The sequence below is a fragment of the Roseateles sp. P5_E4 genome (genome assembly GCF_054049255.1).
Genome location: NZ_JBFUMS010000012.1, coordinates 96,465 through 114,468 on the forward strand (window position 1 = coordinate 96,465; position 18,004 = coordinate 114,468).

An 18,004-nucleotide genomic window follows, 5' to 3' on the forward strand; every position below is an offset into this window, starting at 1 on the left:
CCACCGCACGAGGAGACACTCAAGTAGCGACAAGTCGAATGGCAGGAACCCCTGCCGGGGTAGGCTCTGTAGATACGCCGCAGCCATCTGCGACCAGAGCCGAAAACCCAGCATTATAAACTCGATCAAGCTCCTCTTGCGCAGTCCCCAAAACCGACAAATGTCACAGCCCGCCCCCATCACCCTGCCCCTGACGATCCGCCCCAGCACTGACGCCGACTTGGCCGCCATCCAGGCCATTTACGCCCACGCCGTGCTGGAAGGCACCGGCACCTTCGAAACCGAGGTGCCCGGAGTCGACGAGATGGGCCGCCGCCGCGCCGAGGTGCTGAGCCGCAATCTGCCCTGGCTGGTGGCCGAGCGCGGCGGCGAAGTGCTGGGCTATGCCTATGCCAACTACTTCCGCCCCCGCCTGGCGTATCGTTTCTGTGTCGAAGACTCGATCTACCTGTCACCCGCCGCACAGGGCCAGGGCGTGGGCCGGCTGCTGCTGGCCGAACTGATGGCCCGCTGCGAAGCGGCCGGCGCGCGCCAGATGCTGGCCGTCATCGGCGACGCGGCCAATGCCGGCTCCGTCGGCGTGCACACGGCGCTGGGCTTCGAGCACACCGGCGTGCTGAAAAGCGCAGGCTGGAAGTTCGGCCGCTGGCTGGACGTCGTGTTGATGCAGCACACCTTGGGCCTGGGTGACAGCGCCGCCGCCGAATGAGCGGCGTCACCAAACACAAGGCCGTTGCGACCTGGCTGGCCTTGCTGGTCGGTGTCTTCGGCCTGCACCGCTTCTATCTGTATGGGCTCAAGGACCGCTGGGCTTGGCTGTTCCCCGTGCCGACGCTGCTCGGCCTGCTCGGCGTACAGCGCATGGACACCCTCGGCCAGGACGATCGCCTGGCGTGGTTGCTGATTCCGCTGCTGGGCGCCAGCCTCGTCGCCGCCCTGCTCGGCGGCATCGTCTACGGGCTGATGCCGGATGAGCGCTGGAACGCCCGCTTCAATGCCGGCCGGCCGGCCAGCACGGGCGGCTGGGCCGCCGTCATCGGCGTCGTGCTCTGCCTGCTGCTCGGCGGCACGGCGCTGATGGCGACCATCGCCTTCAGCGCCCAGCGCTATTTCGAATCGCAGGCCGGTCAGTAGAGAATGAAACTGACCCAGTAGCAGATGCCGGCCATCAGCGCCGCGGCCGGGATCGTGAAGATCCAGGCCCAGACGATGCTGCCGGCCACGCCCCAGCGCACGGCCGACGGACGCTGCACCGAGCCCACGCCGACGATGGCGCCGGTGATGGTGTGCGTCGTCGACACCGGGATGCCCAGAGCCGTCGCCAGGAACAGCGTGATGGCCCCGCCCGTCTCGGCACAGAAGCCGCCCACCGGTTTGAGCTTGGTGATGCGCTGCCCCATCGTCTGCACGATGCGCCAGCCGCCAAACATCGTGCCCATGCCGATGGCGATGTAGCAGGCGACGATGACCCAGCTGGGCGGTGCCTTGTCGCCGACGCTGACCATGCCGGCGGCGATCAGCAGCATCCAGATCAGGCCGATGGTCTTCTGCGCGTCGTTGCCACCGTGGCCCAGGCTGTACAGGCCAGCCGACACGAGCTGCAGCCGCCGGAACCAGCGGTCGATGCGTATCGGTGACTTGTGCCGGCAAACCCAGGCCACGATGACCATCATCAGTGAACCCAGTAGATAGCCCAGCAAAGGCGACACGATGATGAAGGCAACGGTCTTCCAGATGCCACCAGCGACAAGGGCCGACGGCCCCGCCTTGGCGACGACGGCGCCGGCAATGCCACCGATCAGCGCATGCGAGGAACTGGACGGGATGCCCCACCACCAGGTGATGAAGTTCCAGGCGATGGCGCCGATCAGCGCACCAAAGACGACATGGTGATCCACCACGCCCGGCTCGACGATGCCCTTGCCCACGGTGGCCGCCACCTTGAGCTGGAAGATGGCGATCGCGACGACGTTGAAGAAGGCGGCGAACAGCACGGCCTGCTGCGGCTTCAGCACGCCGGTGGAGACGACGGTGGCGATGGAGTTGGCCGCGTCGTGGAAGCCGTTCATGAAGTCGAACAGCAGGGCCAGCACGACCAGCAGGGCCACCACCCAGAAGGCGATCTCAGCGGATGCCATGTCAGCGGCGCGCGGCCGTCCGAAGGCGCTGACACGCCCCCTCGGGGGGCAACGAACGAAGTGAGTGTGGGGGTCGATTCATCTCGGCGGTCAGGAGTTCTCGAGGACGATGCCCTCGATCAGATTGGCGACGTCTTCGCAGCGGTCGGAGATGGATTCGAGCTGCTCGTAGATCGCCTTGAGCTTGATCAGCTCGCGCACGTCCTCCTGCTCGCGAAACAGACGAGACATCGCCGAGCGCATGACGCGGTCGGCGTCGGACTCCAGGCGGTCGATCTCCTCGCAGGTCTTGAGGGCTGCTTCGGTCGTGGCAGGTTTGCTGAGGTGCGGCAGCAGCGTCACGGCATGCTGCACGCGCTCGCAACAGCGCACCGACAGCGTGCACAACTGCAGAACCTGCTCGGGCACGGCGCGCACATCGTAGAGCGACAGCGTCTCGGACGAATCCTGCAGCAGGTCGACGATGTCGTCCATCGCGTTGATCAGGCCGTGGATCTGCTCGCGATCAATGGGCGTGATGAACGTGCGGTGCAACAGCCGGTTCACCTCCGCGGTGACGCGGTCGGCGGCATGCTCGGCCTTATCGACCTCGTCGGCGTACTGCGCGCGCAGCGCTGGGTCGGCATAGTTTTCAATCATTTTCTGGAAGGCGCGCGCACCTTCCAGGATGAAGCCACCGTGCTCATTGAACAGCTCAAAAAAATTGCCCTCACGGGGCAGCAGCTTGCCAAACAGCATGGGCGTCCTTGATCTCTCGAAGGGTCGGAGTTTACCGGGCGCCGTCACCGAACCGTCATCAAGCCGACCTGAAGATGAAGTAGACAGCGCCCATCAGACACAAACCCGCCCAGAGGAAATCCAGCTTCAGCGGTTCACCCATGTAGTACAGGCTGAAGGGCACGAAGACGGCGAGCGTGATGACTTCTTGCGTGATCTTCAGCTGGGCCAGGCTGAAGCCGGCGCCATGGCCGATGCGGTTGGCCGGCACCTGAAGCAAGTACTCAAACAGCGCGATACCCCAGCTGATGAGGGCGGCTATCCACCAAGGCTTGGTCGCCAGGCCCTTGAGATGGCCATACCAGGCGAAAGTCATGAAGACGTTGGACAGCAGCAGCAAGCCGACGGTCTGCCAGCCGGCGAGGGTCGAGAACATCGTTGTTTCTCCGAGTCAGAGGGACAGTGGGCCGAGCCGCTCGATGCGCTGGGTCTGCCAGCCCTTCCCCGCCGCCAAATGCACCAGCTCCGGCGCTATCTCCAGCAGCGGGCGCAACACGAAGGCGCGTTCGCCAAGGCGCGGGTGGGGCAGCGTCAGCCGTGGCGTGTCGAGGGTCAGCTCGCCATAGAGCAACAAGTCGAGATCCAGCGTGCGCGGCGCATTGCGGTAGGGCCGCTCCCGGCCGTGCGCCAGTTCGATGGCCTGCAGCGCGTCCAATAGCTCAATGGGTAGAAGCGTCGTGTCCAGTGCCACGACGGCGTTCAGGAAGTCCGGACCGCAAGCATCCACCGGCGCGCTGCGCCAGACGCTGGACAGCGCCGCGACATGGCTGCCCGGCAGCGCCGCAAGGCGCAACGCTGCCTGCGTCAACGTGGCAGAAGGGTCGGCGCCCAGGTTGGCGCCCAGTCCGACGTAGGCGCGCGAGCTCACTCGGCGGCAGTTGCGGGCGCTGCGGCGCCCTCCCCGCCGCCCGGCTTGCGGCGGCGACGGCGGCGCTTCTTGGCCGGCGCGTCATCGGCCGCCGGCTCGGTCTCTTCACCCACCGGCGCCTCGGGACGCGGTGCACGCACGACGCGGGGCTGCTTCTGCTGGGTCGCACGGGCGTCGGCCAGCAGGGCCTGACGGTCGTCATCGCTGCCCAGCGCAAAGTCTTCCCACCAGTCCGCAAGAGCGGGGTCGATCTCGCCGACATCGGCGCGCAGACGCAGGAAGTCGAAGCCGGCACGGTAGCGCGGCTGCTCGATGAGGCTGAACACACCGGAGCCGGTGCGGCGCTCGAAACGGGTCTGCATCATCCAGATCTCGCGCATATCGGCCGCCAGCTTGCCGCGGCCAGAAATATCGCCGATGCGGGCATCGAAGACGGCGTCGATCGCCTGGGCCAGGGCCGGCACGGGCGGCTCGCCGCCGTTGCGGATCTTGGTCCAGCGGTCCAGCACCTCGTGCCAGAGCATGCAGGCGAGCATGAAGCTGGGGCTGACGCCGCGGCCTTCCTGCACGCGCCGGTCGGTGTCCTCGAAGGCCTGCCGCACGAAGTTGCCGCGAATGCCCTCGTGCAGGTCACCGGTTTCGGTCAGCATGGCGTCCAGCACGGCGAACACGCCGCGGCCCAGGCCCAGTTTCTTCAGCTGCGCGATGCTGGCCAGGGAATGGCCGGTCTGCAGCAGCTTGATCATCTCGTCGAACAGACGCGAGGCCGGCACATTGGCCAGCAGTGCCGACGAGGCTTTCACCGGCGCCAGTGTCTTGGGCTCGAGCGTAAAGCCCAGCTTGGCGGCGAAGCGCACGGCGCGGATGATGCGGACCGGGTCCTCGCGGTAGCGGGTTTCGGGATCGCCGATCATGCGCAGCAGCTTGGCCTTGGCGTCGGCGAGGCCACCGTGGTAGTCCACCACCAGTTGGCGCTGCGGGTCGTAATACATCGCGTTGACCGTGTAGTCGCGACGGGCAGCATCCTCGATCTGCGGGCCCCAGACGTTGTCGCGCAGCACGCGGCCGCTGGCATCCACAGCGTGATGCTTGCCATCCAGCTCGGCTTTGCCCGTCTTCTCGTTGCCGGCGATGGCTTCCGATTCCGTCGGCAGCGCGCGGAAGGTCGAGACCTCGATCACTTCGTGCTCACGACCGCGGCCGTAGACAACGTGAACGATGCGAAAGCGCCGGCCGATGATGAAAGCGCGGCGAAACAGCCCCTTGACCTGTTCGGGCGTCGCATTGGTCGCGACGTCGAAGTCCTTGGGCCGCATGTTCAGCAGCAGGTCGCGCACGGCGCCGCCGACGATATAGGCCTCGAAACCCGCATCGGTCAACGTCTTGACGACCTTGACGGCGCGCTCGTCAAGCAGATCCGGGTTGATGCCGTGAACCTCGGCCGTCACCTCCACCCGTTTGCCCAGCGGGCTGGTCTTCTTGGGGGCTGCGGCGGGTTTGCCAAGCAGTTTGTCGATGAACTTTTTGATCATGCGAAGAGGTGCAACTGGGGCCAGCCCCGTTCGGCGGCGATCGCAGCGAGGGTCGGGCTGGGATTGGTCGCCACGGGGTGGCTGACGCGTTCAAGCAGGGGCAGATCGTTGGTCGAGTCGCTGAAGAAGTTCACGCGCTCGAAATCGCGCCATTGTGCCCCCAGGCCCTGCAACCAGCCCTCGACGCGCGCGATCTTGCCCTCGCGGAAGCTCGGGATGCCGCGAATGGCTCCGGTATAGCACTGCTTGGCGTCGCGTTCCAGCTCGACGGCGATCAGGTGCTCGATGCCAAAGGCCGCGGCAATCGGCGCGGTGACGAATTCATTGGTCGCCGTGACCAGGGCGATGAGGTCGCCCGCTGCACGGTGCTTCTCTACCAGAGCGACGGCCTCGGGCCGCAGCGCCGGGCGCATGACCTCGGCCATGAAGCGCTCCCGCATGGCCAGCGCCTCGGCCAGCGGGCGGGAGCGCCAGGCGGACGTCGCGAAGTCGATATACGCCGGCAGGTCCAACGTTCCCGCGTTGTACTGGGCAAAGAACTCGTCGTTCTTCGCACCCCAGACCACGCCGTCCACCCAGCCCACCTCCACCATGAAACCACCGAAGGCATGGTCGGAATCCATGGGGATCAGCGTCCCATCCAGGTCAAACAGCGTGAGATTCATAAATTAGGGTCAGAGTCGATTTTTTCTTCAACGGCCTCGTCGGCCAGCATGGCCTTCAGCAGCGGCAGCGTCAGCGCGCGCTTGGCTGACATCGCGAATTCATCCAGCCGCTCGAGCAAGGCCATCAGCCCCTTGAGATTGCGCTCGAAGCGGGTCAGCAGATAGGACAGCACCTCGTCGCCGAGCAGCAGGCCGCGGCGATCCGCCTCGCGGCGCAGCACGGCACGCATTTCGGCCTCGCGCAGCGGTTCAAGCGCAAAGCTCGGGCCCCAGCCCAGGCGCGTACGCAGGTCTTCGCGCACGGCCAGGTCGACGGCTGGCGCATCGGCCGTTGCAACGACGGTATAGCCCTGCCCCGCCGTCGCTACAAAAAGGGCAAATGCGGCATGCTGCTGGCCGGCGTCAAAGCGCTGGCAATCGTCCAGCAGCAACAGGCTCTCGTGGGCCGGCAGCTCCCAGGGCAAGGCCGTCTCGGCGTCGTACCACGCGACGCGCTGGCCGGCAGCCTGCCAGCGCTCGGCCAAGGCCTGCAGCAGATGGCTCTTGCCCGAGCCGGTCGGGCCCCAGAGCAGCGCGGGTGGATCGCCCGGCTGCAGGCCCAGCAGGTAGGCCAGAGCCTCGGCATTGGCGCCGGGCAGGAAGTTGTCGAAGCTGTGCGCGGGCGGCGCCAGCAGCGCAAGCGGGATCTGCCTCATTGAACGGCTAACGGAACAGCGAACTCTCGAGATAGGCGCGATGCAGGCGCTTGACCGCGACTGCCGCCACAGCCGACAGCGGCAGCGCAATCAGCACGCCGACAAAGCCGAGCAGATGACCGAAGGCCAGCAGCGCGAAGATGACCATCAGCGGGCTCATGCCGATGCGCTCGCCGACGAAGCGCGGCGTCAGCACGAAGCTTTCCAGCAGTTGGCCGATGCCAAAGACGATGGCGACGGCGAGAACGCCATAAAGATTTGCGAATTGCAGCAAGCCTGCCAGCAGCGCCAGCACCAGGCCCAGGCCAAAGCCCAGATAGGGAATGAAAACCGCCAGGCCGGTGAAGACGCCGATGGGCAAGGCCAGATCGAAGCGCGCCAGCGCCAGGCCGACGCTGTAGAAGATGGCCAGAGCCCCCATGACTAGCAATTGACCGCGCAGGTACTGGCCCAGCGTCTCATGGCATTCGTCGAGGAAACTGCCAACCGAATCGCGCGCCGCTGGCGGCACGAGAGCGCGCATGCGCTCGACCAGGCCCGGCCAGTCGTCCAGCAGATAGAAAAGCACGACGGGCAGCAGCACCGCATTGCCGATGAAGGCGAGCAGGAAGCTGCCGCCGATGCGGGCCGAGCTCAGCGCCGTCGCCAGCCACTCTTCGAAATTGGCATCCAGGTACTTCAGCACGAAGGCCTTGATGCTGGCCGGGTCGAGCTGCATGTAGATGCCGTGCTCCGCCAGCCAGGGTGAAAGCTTGTCATTGGCCAGTTTCGCCAATGCAGGAATCTGCTCGCGCAGCGCCGGCAGCTCTTTGCTGAGGATGGGCAGCACCAGCAGCACCAAAGCCAGCAGGGCCATCGCAAACAGCAGCTCGACCATCAGCACCGCCAGCGACCGCGGCACGCGCCGGTTCACCAGGGCCTGCACCGCGGGCGCCAACGCGTACGCCAGCACCAGGGCCGCGATGAAGGGCGCCAGCACGGGCGACAGCAGCCACAGCAGAAGAATGACGCCCAGGGCGACACCGCCCCAGGCCAGGGCGGTGCGTTGGTGCTTGCTGAGCTTCATCATGGTGGTGGGCGGGCGGGCGCGGATTGTCACTGAAGCGGCGGCCGGGCCTGGTCAAGCAGCATCGCCAGGCGGGTTCGCAATCCCGCGGCGTCGGGTGCATCGCCCCGCTCGGCAAGATAGAAGGCCAGATCGTCGGCGGCAGCAGCAAACGCGCCCAGCGTCGCCAGCACCAGGCCGCGATCGCGGCGCTCGACCGGGTCGCCCGGCAGCAGGATGACGAGGCGCTGTTGCACGGCCAGCAGCCGCGGCCAGTCCTCGGCGGCGCGGTGAACTTCCTTCAGATTGCGCAGCATGCGTGCCAGGATCTGGCGCTTGGATGCAGCGCGCAGGAAGAACTCCAGCGGCAACTCCAAGTCGGCGGGCAGCTCGCTGCCATGGCGGTAGACGGCCAGGCGCTCGTCCAGCCGCGTGGCTGACAACGATTCGCCCGTGAAGGGGTCGATAACGACCTCGCCAAGCCCGACGCGGCATTTGACGAGGAAATGCCCCGGGAAAGCGACGCCCGCAGCGCGCAGGCCCGCCTGCTCGGCAAGCTCCAACAGCAGCACGGCCAGCGTGATGGGAATGCCACGCCGCGTCTCCAGCACGCGATGCACGAAGCTGTTCTCGGCCGCGTAGTAATTGTTCAGATTGCCGGCAAAGCCGAGTTCGCCGTGGAAGAAACGTGTCAGCTGATGCAGCCGCTCGGCCGGCACAGTCTCCGGCGTGATGCGCTCACGCAGGCGGCGCGCCAGCGCATCCACCTTGGACAGCGCAGCCTGGACATCAAGCTGGGGATGTTCGTCCTGGGCCAAGCTGATGGCGGCCTCGAGCAGATTGAGGCTCTCATCCTCCGCCACCAGCGTGGCGAAGTAGTCCAGCGGAGTCGGCGCTGCGTACTTCATCAGCTTGGGCGCCCGAGCGCACGGGGCCGCATGCCAACCAGCAGCAGCACCGCGAAATAGACGAGGGCGCTGCCCGCCAGGCTGGCCGCCATGACGAGACCGCGCCGGATCTCGTGCGCGCCCAGGCCGAGCCAGTCCAGCCTGCTGGCCAACTGCCATTGCAACAGGCCCATGGCTGCACAAGCCAGCACCACACGCAGGCCGAAGGCCAGCCAGCCAGGCTCGGGGCGGTAGCTACCCAGCTTCTTCAGCCCCCAGAACAGCCAGCCCGCATTGACCAGCGCGCCCAGGCCGATGGACAGGGCCAGGCCCGCGACACCGATCCAGGGCACGAAGACAAGGTTGAATCCCTGCGTCAGCACCAGCACCGCAACAGCGATCTTGGCCGGCGTGCCGGTGTCCTGGCGAGCGAAGAAGCCGGGCGCCAGCACCTTCACCGCGATCAGGCCCAGCAGGCCAACACCCCAGCCCATGACCGACTGCGCTGTGTGGGCCACGTCGGTCGCCGTGAAGGCGCCGCGGTGGTAGAGCACGGCCGTCAACGGTTCGGCGAAGACCAGCAGGGCGACGGCGCAGGGCAACGCGAACAGCATCACCATGCGCAGGCCCCAGTCGAGCAGGCGGCTGTAGCGCTCGCTCTCGCCCGAAGCCTGGGCAGCGGACAACTGCGGGGTCAGGACCGCGCTGAGCGCCACGCCGAGCAGGCCGATGGGGAATTCCATCAGGCGGTCGGCATAGTTCAGCCAGGAGGTCGCGCCCTCGCCGAGGCGGCTGGAGATCTGCGTGTTGATCATCAGCGACAGCTGGGACACACCGACACCCAGCAGCGCCGGCCCCATGCCCAGCATGACGCGGCTGACACCCGGATTGGCACGCGCATCCCGGAAGCCTTGCCAGCTGAACCGCATGCGCGGCGTCACGCCGATGGCCCGCAGCGCCGGCCACTGTGCCAGCAACTGCAACACCCCGCCGAGCATGACACCGAAGGCCATCGCATAAATGCCCGGATAGCCCGCGCGCTCAAGCGGCCCGACCAAGGCCCAGCCGACGGCGATGACGCTGAGGTTGAGCAGCACCGGCGTTGCCGCCGGCACGACAAAGCGTCGCCAGGTGTTCAGGATGCCCGCCGACAGCGCCACCAGCGACATGCAGCCGATATAGGGGAACATGAAGCGCGTCATGACGACGGACGCATCGAATGCCGGCCCTGGCAGCCCGCCGCCAAGCAGCCAGACCAAGAGGGGCGCTGCGACCACACCAATCACCGAGGTCGCCATCAGCGCCCATAACAGCACGGTCGCGACGGCGTCGATGAGGCGCTTCGTTGCCGCTTCGCCCTCGGTGGCCCGCGTCGCCGCCAGCAGCGGCACGAAGGCCTGCGAAAATGCGCCCTCAGCAAACAGACGTCGCAGCAGGTTCGGGATCCGGAACGCGACGAGAAACGCATCGGTCATTCCGGTGGCGCCGAAAAGGCCCGCCACCATGGTTTCGCGGACAAGGCCGGTGATGCGCGAGGTCAGGGTCAGCAGGGAAATGGTCGACGCAGCGCGCAGCAGATTCATGGCGGCGGATTATCTGTGTCGTGAATGGCGCCTTCTTCGATACTCGTCCCAGGTACTTGGCTTTAACCCTGATTTCGGGCTATACTCGTCGTCTTTGCACCAACTGGGTATAGATACAGCATGGCTACCAGCTCCAAAGCCAAGAAGAAGACGGTTCGCCTGGCGTCGGGTCTCAAGCGCGTCCGCCAGGACGCCAAGCTCAACGCCGCAAATACTGCGCTTCGCTCCAAATATCGTACGGTCGTCAAGAACGTGCAAAAGGCTGTGACCGCGGGCGACAAGTCCAAGGCCGCTGACCTGTTCAAGGCTGCCCAAGCCGTCATCGACTCTGTCGCCGACAAGGGCATCTTCCACAAGAACAAGGCTGCTCGTCACAAGAGCCGCCTGTCCGCCAAGATCAAGGCGCTCGCCGCCTAAGAAACAATCCAGCTCTGGTGCAAGCAAAGAGGCCCGCGCAAGCGGGCCTCTTTGCATCTGCGGCCCGCACCTGCGGGCCGCTTGCATTTCAATGCCACTCGCCTGGCACGACGCCCTGGATGCTGCGGTCGCGCAGCCACTCGGCGACGGCCCGGGCCACCCACTGCGGGTCATCCAGCGGCAGATCGTGGCCGGCCTTGGTGTGCAGGCGCAGCGGCGCTCCCCAGGCACGGCTGATGGCCTGCGAGCAACGCCAGTCGACGAGCCCATCCGCTTTGCTGCACAACAGCAGCATGGGCGCAGCCGGGCGAGTGCGGCTGGCGCGATAGCGCATGCTGGCGAGCAACTGGCGGGCCGTGTTGCGAACACCGAGCGGGTGCTGGCGCTGCAACTCCACCCAGCGGTCGATGATGGCCGGAGTCGGCGTCAACCGCGTCGTCAGGCTGAGCACCCTCTCTTCCCGCATGCGGGCGCTGAAGCGGCTGAGGGACAGCAGCAACAGGCCAAGATAGTTCAGCGGATGCGGCTTGCGAAACAACTCGCTGAAAGGCCGCAGGCTGGGGTTGATCAGCACGCCGGCCTCAACCTCGCTGGGATAGCGGCTCGCCCATTCGCTCAGCACCGCCCCGCCCAGCGACATGCCGACCAGCGACACCGGCCCATTGACGCCGAGGCGTTGCAACTGTTCACGGCAAGCATCAACGATGGCCAACACCTGGGTAGGACTGGCCTGGCGGCGCAGCGCACCCGTACCGGGCAGATCCAGCAGCAGCAGCCGGGACGCCGGTTGCAACGCACGCAATTCGCGCAGCAGATGTTCGGGGAAAACCCCCCAATGCCCGCTGGCGCGTGACAGGCCGCGCAACAGCACCCAGACCGGCGTCAGCGTGCGCTCCGCCGCCACGGCCGGCGCGGTGGGGAGCGGATCTGCGGCGATGGTGGCGGCGCTGGCGTTTATCGGCATGTTTCCAAACATTGCCGGCGAGGATAACGGCGCCCCGCCCAGGTGCGTCCTGGGACTCTTGCTAGGAGAGACGAAATCAAGCGCCCGATTTACCGCCTGGGCCGTCGGGCAGCAGGCAAGCGTCGGCAACTTGCAGGTTGTTGTCGCGCGCGAAGTTCATGACGAAGTCCCAGGCCATGGGTTCGAGGCGCTTGAGCTCTTCGTTGACGACAACGCACTTCACGCCGTTGATGACGGTGGGGACGCACAGCGGCGAATAGCCGATGTAGGCACCAATGCCGCCGCGCGCGCCGCCGGGTCGAAAGCAGGACATTGCGCCCGCCAGCCGCTCGGCCCAGTCGCTCGGTCGGAAGGTTTTTCCATCCAGAGTGACACCTTGGATGAAGACTTCGCGCGGCGGGGGGGCAACGGTCATGGACAGAGGGGCTTCGCGGTACAGCGGGGCGCCGCTGCCAAAGACCGGTATTGTGCCTCGACGCCAAGCCATCTGCTGCGGCGCAGCAATTGCTGCGGCATCAACCTTAGAATCAAAAGTTCCTTTTTTCTCGACTCATCAGGAGACCCGATGAACGCTGTCCCTCCCTCGTCCGAGCCCCATGTCATGCCGACCTATGGCCGCCTGCCCGTTGCGCTTTCGCACGGCCAGGGCTGCTGGGTCTGGGACACGGAAGGCCGACGACTGCTGGATGGACTGGGCGGTATCGCGGTCAACACGCTGGGCCACAACCACCCGCGCCTGGTGCCGGCGTTGCAAGATCAGCTCTCCAAGCTGATCCACACCAGCAACTACTACCGCGTGCCGCTGCAGGAGCAACTGGCCGCCAAGCTCTGCGAGGTTTCGGGCCTGGCCAATGTCTTCTTCTGCAATAGCGGACTCGAGGCCAACGAGGCGGCGTTGAAGATCGCCCGCAAGTTCGGCCATGACCGCGGCAATACCTCGCCCGAGGTGCTTGTCTTCGAGGGCGCCTTCCACGGCCGCTCGATCGCGACGCTGTCGGCCACGGCCAATCCCAAGATCCAGGCCGGCTTCGGGCCGCTGGTGCCGGGCTTCGTGCGCGTGCCGCTCAACGACATTGCCGCCCTCGAGGCCGCCCTGGCCACTCACCCCAACATCACGGCCATCTTCCTGGAGACCATCCAGGGCGAAGGCGGCATCAACCCGGCCCGCGTCGAGTTCCTGCAGGCACTGCGCCGCGTCTGCGACGAGCGCGACCTGCTGCTGATGCTGGACGAGGTGCAATGCGGCATCGGCCGCACCGGCAAGTGGTTCGCCCACCAGTGGGCCGGCATCAAGCCGGACGTCATGCCGCTGGCCAAGGGCCTGGGCTCGGGCGTGCCCATCGGCGCCGTCGTCTGCGGGCCGCGCGCCGCCGGCGTGCTGAAGGCCGGCAACCACGGCACCACCTTCGGCGGCAACCCGCTGGCCATGCGCGCCGGCGTCGAGACGTTGAAGATCATGGAAGAGGACGGCCTGCTGGCCAATGCCGAAGCCGTGGGCGCCACGCTGCGCGGCGCCCTCGCCGAGGGCCTGGCTGGCGAGTCGGGCCTGGTCGAGATCCGCGGCCAGGGCCTGATGCTGGGCATCGAGTTGGATCGCCCGGCCGGCCCGCTGCTGGGTCAAGCCCTGGATGCCGGCCTGCTGATCAGCGTGACGGCCGACCGCGTGGTGCGCCTGCTGCCACCGCTGATCCTGACGCACGACGAAGCGCGCGAAATCGCTGCCCGCCTCGTGCCGCTGATCAAAGCGCTGCTTGCGCAGCCCAAGCCATGAAGCCGGGGGATGCACTGATGCGTCACTATCTGCAGTTCAAAGACCTGCGCGCCGAGGAATACGCCCACCTGTTCGACCGCGCCGGCATCATCAAGCGCCGCTTCAAGAACTACGAAAAATACCAGCCGCTGCAGGACCGCACGCTGGCCATGATCTTCGAGAAGGCCAGCACGCGCACGCGCGTCAGCTTCGAGGCGGGCATGTACCAGATGGGCGGCTCCGTTGTGCACCTGACGACGGGCGACAGCCAGCTCGGCCGAGCCGAGCCGGTGGAGGACTCGGCGCGCGTCATCAGCCGCATGGTCGACATCGTCATGATCCGCACCTTCGAGCAGAGCAAGCTCGAGGCGTTTGCGGCGCATTCGCGCGTGCCGGTCATCAACGGCCTGACCAACGAGTACCACCCCTGCCAGATCCTGGCCGACCTGTTCACCTTCATCGAGAACCGCGGCATGGACCGGCGCGGTGCCATCGACATGGACTGCCTGAAGGGCCGTGTCGTCGCCTGGGTGGGGGACGGCAACAACATGGCCAATACGTGGCTGCAAGCGGCCGAGATCCTCGGCTTCAAAGTGCATGTCAGCACACCCAGCGGCTATGGTGTGGACCCGGCAGTGGCCGGTATCAAGGACGCGAGCTGCTACCGCGTGTTCAACGACCCGCGCGAGGCCTGCGACGGCGCCGACCTGGTGACGACCGACGTCTGGACCAGCATGGGCTACGAAGCCGAGAACGAGGCTCGCAAGGCTGCGTTCGCGGATTGGTGCGTGGACACGCAGATGATGGCTCGCGCCAAGCCGGACGCCCTTTTCATGCACTGCCTGCCGGCCCATCGCGGCGAGGAAGTGGCGGCGGACGTCATCGACGGACCGCAGTCGGTCGTCTGGGATGAAGCGGAGAACAGAATGCACGTGCAGAAGGCACTCATGGAGTACCTGCTGCTTGGACGCATTGGCTGACACGCCTCATCTCGAAAGCAAAAAGCCGGCTGCGAACAGCCGGCTTTTTCTCTTGGGCGCTCGCTGATCAGGCGCGACGGCGGCGGGCCAGCACCAGGGCGCCCCCGGCGAGCAGCAGTGCGATGCTGCTCGGCTCGGGGACGGCGGAGATGTTGTCCAGCGCGGCAACGCCGTTCGTGCCAGTCAGGTCGAAGGACAGTGCCGTGCCGCTGTAGCTCAGGATCTTCTGGGACCAGGTCGAGTAGTCACCGGTCGCGGTCAGCGTGATGGTGCCCAGAAGCGAGCCTGAACCGTTCAGGCCCGAATAGGCGCTGATGGTGGCCGTGTCAGTGCCGGCGTAATAGAAGCTCAGCCCGCCGGCAACGCCAGCGGCGACATTCATGTAGGCAGCCGTATTGACGACCCCATCGAGCTGCACGAAGGCCACGCCGAGCGGCGACGGTGCATTGCCGAAGTAGCTGAAGTTGGCGTCGTTGGACAGCCCCAGCACATTGGTGAAGGTCACGCCGTCGGCCGCGTAGGTGTTGGCCACCTCGTCGCCATAGGACCAGTTCTTTTCAAAGTCCACGGACAGCGGAGCGGCCGCGAAAGCCGGCGAGGCCAGGCCAAGGGCCAGGGCGAGAGTGGCGAGCTTCATTGAAAACTCCAGAGCTTGAAGGTTGAGGCGGCAAATGGAAGAACGCCGCTGCGTTTGAATCGGGCCGGAGTGTGGTGGTCAAAGACGACAGGCGCGTGACGCCCGAGAGTCATCGGCTTCGTCACAGCGCCGTCACCTGCGCCTGCGATGGTTGCCGCCCATGCCCGCCTCTCCCCTGCCCCGCCGCCGACTGCTGCTCGCCGCCAGCGCTGCCTACCTGGGCTTGGCCCGCCCGGCACGGGCCTGCGAGTTCTTCAGCAGCCATCTGCGCATCTGGCACCCCTGGACTCGCACCGCCCGCGTCGACGCCGACACGGCTGTGCTGTGCATGCGCTTCGATGAGGTGCAGCGCGCGGATCGCTTGATCGGCGTCGAAACCCCGGTGGCTGCTGGAGCACGCCTGGCCGGGCCCGGCGCACCCGCCAAGGCGCAAGACTTGTCCCTGCCGATCCAACCAGGCCAGACGCTGGAGCTGACCGAGGACGGCCTGCACATCGAGCTGCTCGATCTGCAGCAGCCGCTGCAGATCGGCCGCAGCTATCCCCTGCGTCTCATCTTCGAGTTCGCCGAGCCCGTCAACGCCACGCTCAACGTCGACTTCGCCGGCTTGCCCTGAACGCGTCTCAGCAGCGTCGCGATGCCGTCACGCCAGGGTCACGGCCGCTTCCTAGCATCCGCCCCGTTCCACGCCTCCCCTATTCCCTTTCGGAGCCGCTTCCATGCCCCACTATTTCACCAAGAGCCAGATCGCCTTGGCCGCCGTGGCTGCCCTCAGCAGCATCGTCGTCATCGCGCCGACCGTCGCCACCGCCGCAGGCAAGACGCCGGGCAAATACGTCTCCGGTGACTTCCACAACCACACCACCTGCTCGGACGGTTCCATCTCGATGCAGAAGCTGGTGAAGAAGGTCACCGACAAGTCCGAGACGCCATGGGGCCTGGACTGGTTCGTGCAGGCCGGCCACGGCGGCAATGGCAACCGCAATTGCACATTGGTCGAGGATGCTTCGCTGTCCACACCGGCCTTCCCCTATGTCGCCGGCCAGGGCCCGACGACGACCTGGGCCAACAGCATCGGCGCGGCCAACCTCAAGGGCAACGGCGGCGGCGGCGGCGGCACGGGCAACATGTGGCGCTGGCAGTCGCTGCAGGAGTACCAGTACCCCGTCATCGAGTACCTCGCGGCCCAGAAGAACCTGCCGCTGTTCCTCGGGCTGGAGTCTGTCGTCGCCGGCCATGAGCACAGCTCGATATCGGTGATCACTGGCCAGATGCCGGCCTCCGTCGACTCCGTCACGCTGCCCACCGCCCCCGGCTATTCGCCGCTCGGCAACGCCAACGCGCTGGCCCAGTGGTCCTACTGCTTCGACCGCAACGACACCGACACCAGTCGCGGCAACGTGACCGGCTCGAGCACGGGCAACAACTGGACTTGCGCCAACCCGAACAGCGCCGACTCCACCTCCGCCACCCTGGGCTGGAGCGCCACCGGCCAGAAGCTCATTCCCGCCACCGGCACCGGCGTCGGCACGCGCGGCCACCTCAAGACCGTCGAAGCCATGAAGTGGATGGCGAACTTCCACGGCAATGCCAGCTACTACGTGCCCGCCCACCTGGAGCGCGCCGGCCCGTTCAACCCGAACGGCAACAACGGCTACAACATCGAGCACCTGCGCAACTTCAACAACGCCGCGCCCAACGTCGCCTTCGGCTTCGAGTCGCAGCCCGGCCACGGCGCGTCTGACAACCGCGGTGAGTACCAGGTCAAGCGCAACAATATCGGCGGCGTGCTGACCGACTCCGTCGGCGGCACCACCTACGGCGGCACCGGCGTCTATGCAGGCCAGGTCGGCGGCGTCTGGGACGCCCTGCTCGGCGAAGGCCGCGGCTTCTGGTTCTTCGCCAGCTCCGACTGGCACAACCGCGGCCAGTTCGGCCCGGATGACCGCCGCTCGTCGCAGGACTTCTACCCCGGCGAATACCAGCGCACACACGTGCTGGTCCGCAACGGTGCCGACAAGCTGCGCCCGCAGACCATCGTCGACGGACTGCGCACCGGCAACGCCTGGGCGGCCTCCGGCCAGCTGATCGACCGCCTGGCGTTCGTGGCCTGCGCTTCGTACCCGGGCATCGCCGCCCGGACGAACGCCTCCGTCGAGGCGATTGCCGTCGCCGCGGCGACCAACGCCACCGACATCGACAAGACCGGCTGCGCCACCATGGGCGAGAAGCTCGCGGTCCGCCCTGGTGCCGAGATCGTCGTGGCCGTCGTGCTGCGCGACCCGGACGGTGCGAACTTCGCCCCCTACTCGTTCCCGAACCCATCGCTGCTGCAGGTCGGCATCAACCAGCCGATCAACAAGCCGGTGCTGGACCACGTCGACGTCGTCCGTGGCCTCGTGACCGGCTACAGGACGCCCGGCTCGGCCGACTACGCCGGCGAATGGCCGCGTAACACCGACTGGCTGCGCGCCGACGGCAGCACCGCAGGCCTGTCGGCCGTGCCGGCCGCCGCCAAGAACACGTCGGCCGCCATCCTGAAGACCTTCAGCGGCAACGGCGGCTCGGCCTGGACTCAAGTGTCGTCAGGCGTGGACAACAGCGTCTTCCTGAAGATGAGCTTGCGCATCCCGGCGGTCCAGGCCTCGCAGTACGTGCGCCTGCGCGGCACCAACATGCCGGCGGCCGTGCCCTACGAGACGGACGCCAACGGCAACCCGCTGGCCGACCTGTTCACCAACGCCAACGACACGACGATGCTTCGCATCCCCTGCACGACGGTGGCCACCAACCTGCCGGCCGCTGGCGCAACCTGGACGCAGGCCAACGGCACCATCAACGGCTGCCCGGCTCACCTGGCCACGGCCACCGGCGCGGGCAACCCGATCGTGGGCCAGAAGGCGGTGTCCTACGACGTCGCGGCCTGGGCCGACCTCTGGTTCTACAGCAACCCGATCTACGTCGAAGTGGCCAATTCGGTCGCCGTCGCAGGCGTCAAGTAAAGGAGCCGGGAGCCCTGCTCCCGACAACACTTGCCAGGGCGCCGCAGCGATGCGGCGCCCTTTT

20 protein-coding genes are annotated in these 18,004 nt (G+C 66.6%); 7 read left to right on the plus strand and 13 right to left on the minus strand.

All coding sequences use genetic code 11. The features are described from left to right. Positions 1-160 precede the first annotated feature (160 nt). Positions 161-709, plus strand: a complete 549-nt coding sequence (locus ACXJLH_RS22125; protein WP_457352881.1) for an N-acetyltransferase family protein — start codon at positions 161-163, stop codon at positions 707-709. After that, complete coding sequence (locus ACXJLH_RS22130) at positions 706-1,134, plus strand: hypothetical protein (RefSeq protein ID WP_457446286.1); 429 nt, start codon at positions 706-708, stop codon at positions 1,132-1,134. Before ACXJLH_RS22125 ends, ACXJLH_RS22130 begins: the two co-directional genes overlap by 4 nt. Here ACXJLH_RS22130 and ACXJLH_RS22135 read toward each other — a convergent pair. From ACXJLH_RS22135 to murJ, 10 genes are all read right to left on the minus strand, one after another. Further along, positions 1,128-2,138, minus strand: coding sequence for an inorganic phosphate transporter (locus ACXJLH_RS22135; RefSeq protein WP_056201908.1), 1,011 nt, complete (start codon positions 2,136-2,138; stop codon positions 1,128-1,130). The genes ACXJLH_RS22130 and ACXJLH_RS22135 overlap by 7 nt on opposite strands. Positions 2,139-2,228: 90 nt before the next feature. Beyond that, positions 2,229-2,876, minus strand: coding sequence for a DUF47 domain-containing protein (locus ACXJLH_RS22140; protein ID WP_056201905.1), 648 nt, complete (start codon positions 2,874-2,876; stop codon positions 2,229-2,231). A 58-nt stretch (positions 2,877-2,934) separates the two neighbouring features. After that, positions 2,935-3,291, minus strand: coding sequence for a DMT family protein (locus ACXJLH_RS22145; RefSeq protein ID WP_056201903.1), 357 nt, complete (start codon positions 3,289-3,291; stop codon positions 2,935-2,937). 15 nt (positions 3,292-3,306) lie between these two features. Beyond that, positions 3,307-3,783 (minus strand): 2-amino-4-hydroxy-6-hydroxymethyldihydropteridine diphosphokinase, encoded by a 477-nt coding sequence (folK, locus tag ACXJLH_RS22150; RefSeq protein ID WP_457446288.1) that lies wholly within the window; start codon positions 3,781-3,783, stop codon positions 3,307-3,309. Next, positions 3,780-5,315: a polynucleotide adenylyltransferase PcnB gene (pcnB, locus tag ACXJLH_RS22155; RefSeq protein ID WP_457352885.1), complete on the minus strand. Its 1,536-nt coding sequence runs from the start codon at positions 5,313-5,315 to the stop codon at positions 3,780-3,782. Before pcnB ends, folK begins: the two co-directional genes overlap by 4 nt. Next, complete coding sequence (locus tag ACXJLH_RS22160) at positions 5,312-5,980, minus strand: HAD family hydrolase (RefSeq protein ID WP_457446290.1); 669 nt, start codon at positions 5,978-5,980, stop codon at positions 5,312-5,314. The genes pcnB and ACXJLH_RS22160 overlap by 4 nt, the downstream gene beginning before the upstream one ends. After that, positions 5,977-6,675 (minus strand): DnaA regulatory inactivator Hda, encoded by a 699-nt coding sequence (gene hda / locus ACXJLH_RS22165; RefSeq protein ID WP_457324811.1) that lies wholly within the window; start codon positions 6,673-6,675, stop codon positions 5,977-5,979. Before hda ends, ACXJLH_RS22160 begins: the two co-directional genes overlap by 4 nt. A gap of 7 nt (positions 6,676-6,682) precedes the next feature. Beyond that, the gene (locus ACXJLH_RS22170; RefSeq protein ID WP_327082893.1) at positions 6,683-7,744 is read right to left on the minus strand and encodes an AI-2E family transporter; all 1,062 of its coding nucleotides are present in this window, start codon (positions 7,742-7,744) and stop codon (positions 6,683-6,685) included. A gap of 26 nt (positions 7,745-7,770) precedes the next feature. Beyond that, entirely contained in the window at positions 7,771-8,628 is an 858-nt protein-coding gene (locus ACXJLH_RS22175; protein WP_457446292.1) for a SirB1 family protein, read from the minus strand. Beyond that, on the minus strand, positions 8,628-10,190 hold the full coding sequence (gene murJ, locus ACXJLH_RS22180; RefSeq protein WP_457446294.1) for a murein biosynthesis integral membrane protein MurJ: 1,563 nt from the start codon (positions 10,188-10,190) through the stop codon (positions 8,628-8,630). Before murJ ends, ACXJLH_RS22175 begins: the two co-directional genes overlap by 1 nt. A 120-nt stretch (positions 10,191-10,310) precedes the next feature. Here murJ and rpsT point away from each other — a divergent pair, with 120 nt between their 5' ends. Continuing rightward, positions 10,311-10,607 (plus strand): 30S ribosomal protein S20, encoded by a 297-nt coding sequence (gene rpsT / locus ACXJLH_RS22185; protein ID WP_056201882.1) that lies wholly within the window; start codon positions 10,311-10,313, stop codon positions 10,605-10,607. Between the two features lie 88 nt (positions 10,608-10,695). Here the strand turns inward: rpsT and ACXJLH_RS22190 are convergent, their stop codons facing one another. Both ACXJLH_RS22190 and ACXJLH_RS22195 read right to left on the minus strand, forming a co-directional pair. Next, complete coding sequence (locus ACXJLH_RS22190; RefSeq protein WP_457352897.1) at positions 10,696-11,571, minus strand: alpha/beta fold hydrolase; 876 nt, start codon at positions 11,569-11,571, stop codon at positions 10,696-10,698. A 76-nt stretch (positions 11,572-11,647) separates the two neighbouring features. Next, positions 11,648-11,986, minus strand: a complete 339-nt coding sequence (locus ACXJLH_RS22195; protein WP_056202489.1) for a DUF3579 domain-containing protein — start codon at positions 11,984-11,986, stop codon at positions 11,648-11,650. Between the two features lie 150 nt (positions 11,987-12,136). On the opposite strand from ACXJLH_RS22195, the gene ACXJLH_RS22200 reads away from it, so the two are divergent. Both ACXJLH_RS22200 and argF read left to right on the plus strand, forming a co-directional pair. Continuing rightward, a complete protein-coding gene (locus ACXJLH_RS22200) occupies positions 12,137-13,342 on the plus strand; it encodes an aspartate aminotransferase family protein (RefSeq protein ID WP_056201876.1) in 1,206 nt (401 codons plus the stop codon). Further along, positions 13,339-14,301 (plus strand): ornithine carbamoyltransferase, encoded by a 963-nt coding sequence (argF, locus tag ACXJLH_RS22205; RefSeq protein WP_056201873.1) that lies wholly within the window; start codon positions 13,339-13,341, stop codon positions 14,299-14,301. Before ACXJLH_RS22200 ends, argF begins: the two co-directional genes overlap by 4 nt. Positions 14,302-14,368: 67 nt before the next feature. Here argF and ACXJLH_RS22210 read toward each other — a convergent pair whose 3' ends face one another. Further along, on the minus strand, positions 14,369-14,938 hold the full coding sequence (locus tag ACXJLH_RS22210; protein ID WP_056201870.1) for a PEP-CTERM sorting domain-containing protein: 570 nt from the start codon (positions 14,936-14,938) through the stop codon (positions 14,369-14,371). A gap of 160 nt (positions 14,939-15,098) precedes the next feature. Between ACXJLH_RS22210 and ACXJLH_RS22215 the strand changes: the two genes are divergently transcribed. Together ACXJLH_RS22215 and ACXJLH_RS22220 are read left to right on the plus strand one after the other, a co-directional pair. Then, positions 15,099-15,554, plus strand: coding sequence for a copper chaperone PCu(A)C (locus ACXJLH_RS22215; protein ID WP_457352903.1), 456 nt, complete (start codon positions 15,099-15,101; stop codon positions 15,552-15,554). A gap of 103 nt (positions 15,555-15,657) precedes the next feature. After that, the gene (locus tag ACXJLH_RS22220; RefSeq protein ID WP_457446432.1) at positions 15,658-17,940 is read left to right on the plus strand and encodes a hypothetical protein; all 2,283 of its coding nucleotides are present in this window, start codon (positions 15,658-15,660) and stop codon (positions 17,938-17,940) included. Positions 17,941-18,004: the final 64 nt, after the last annotated feature.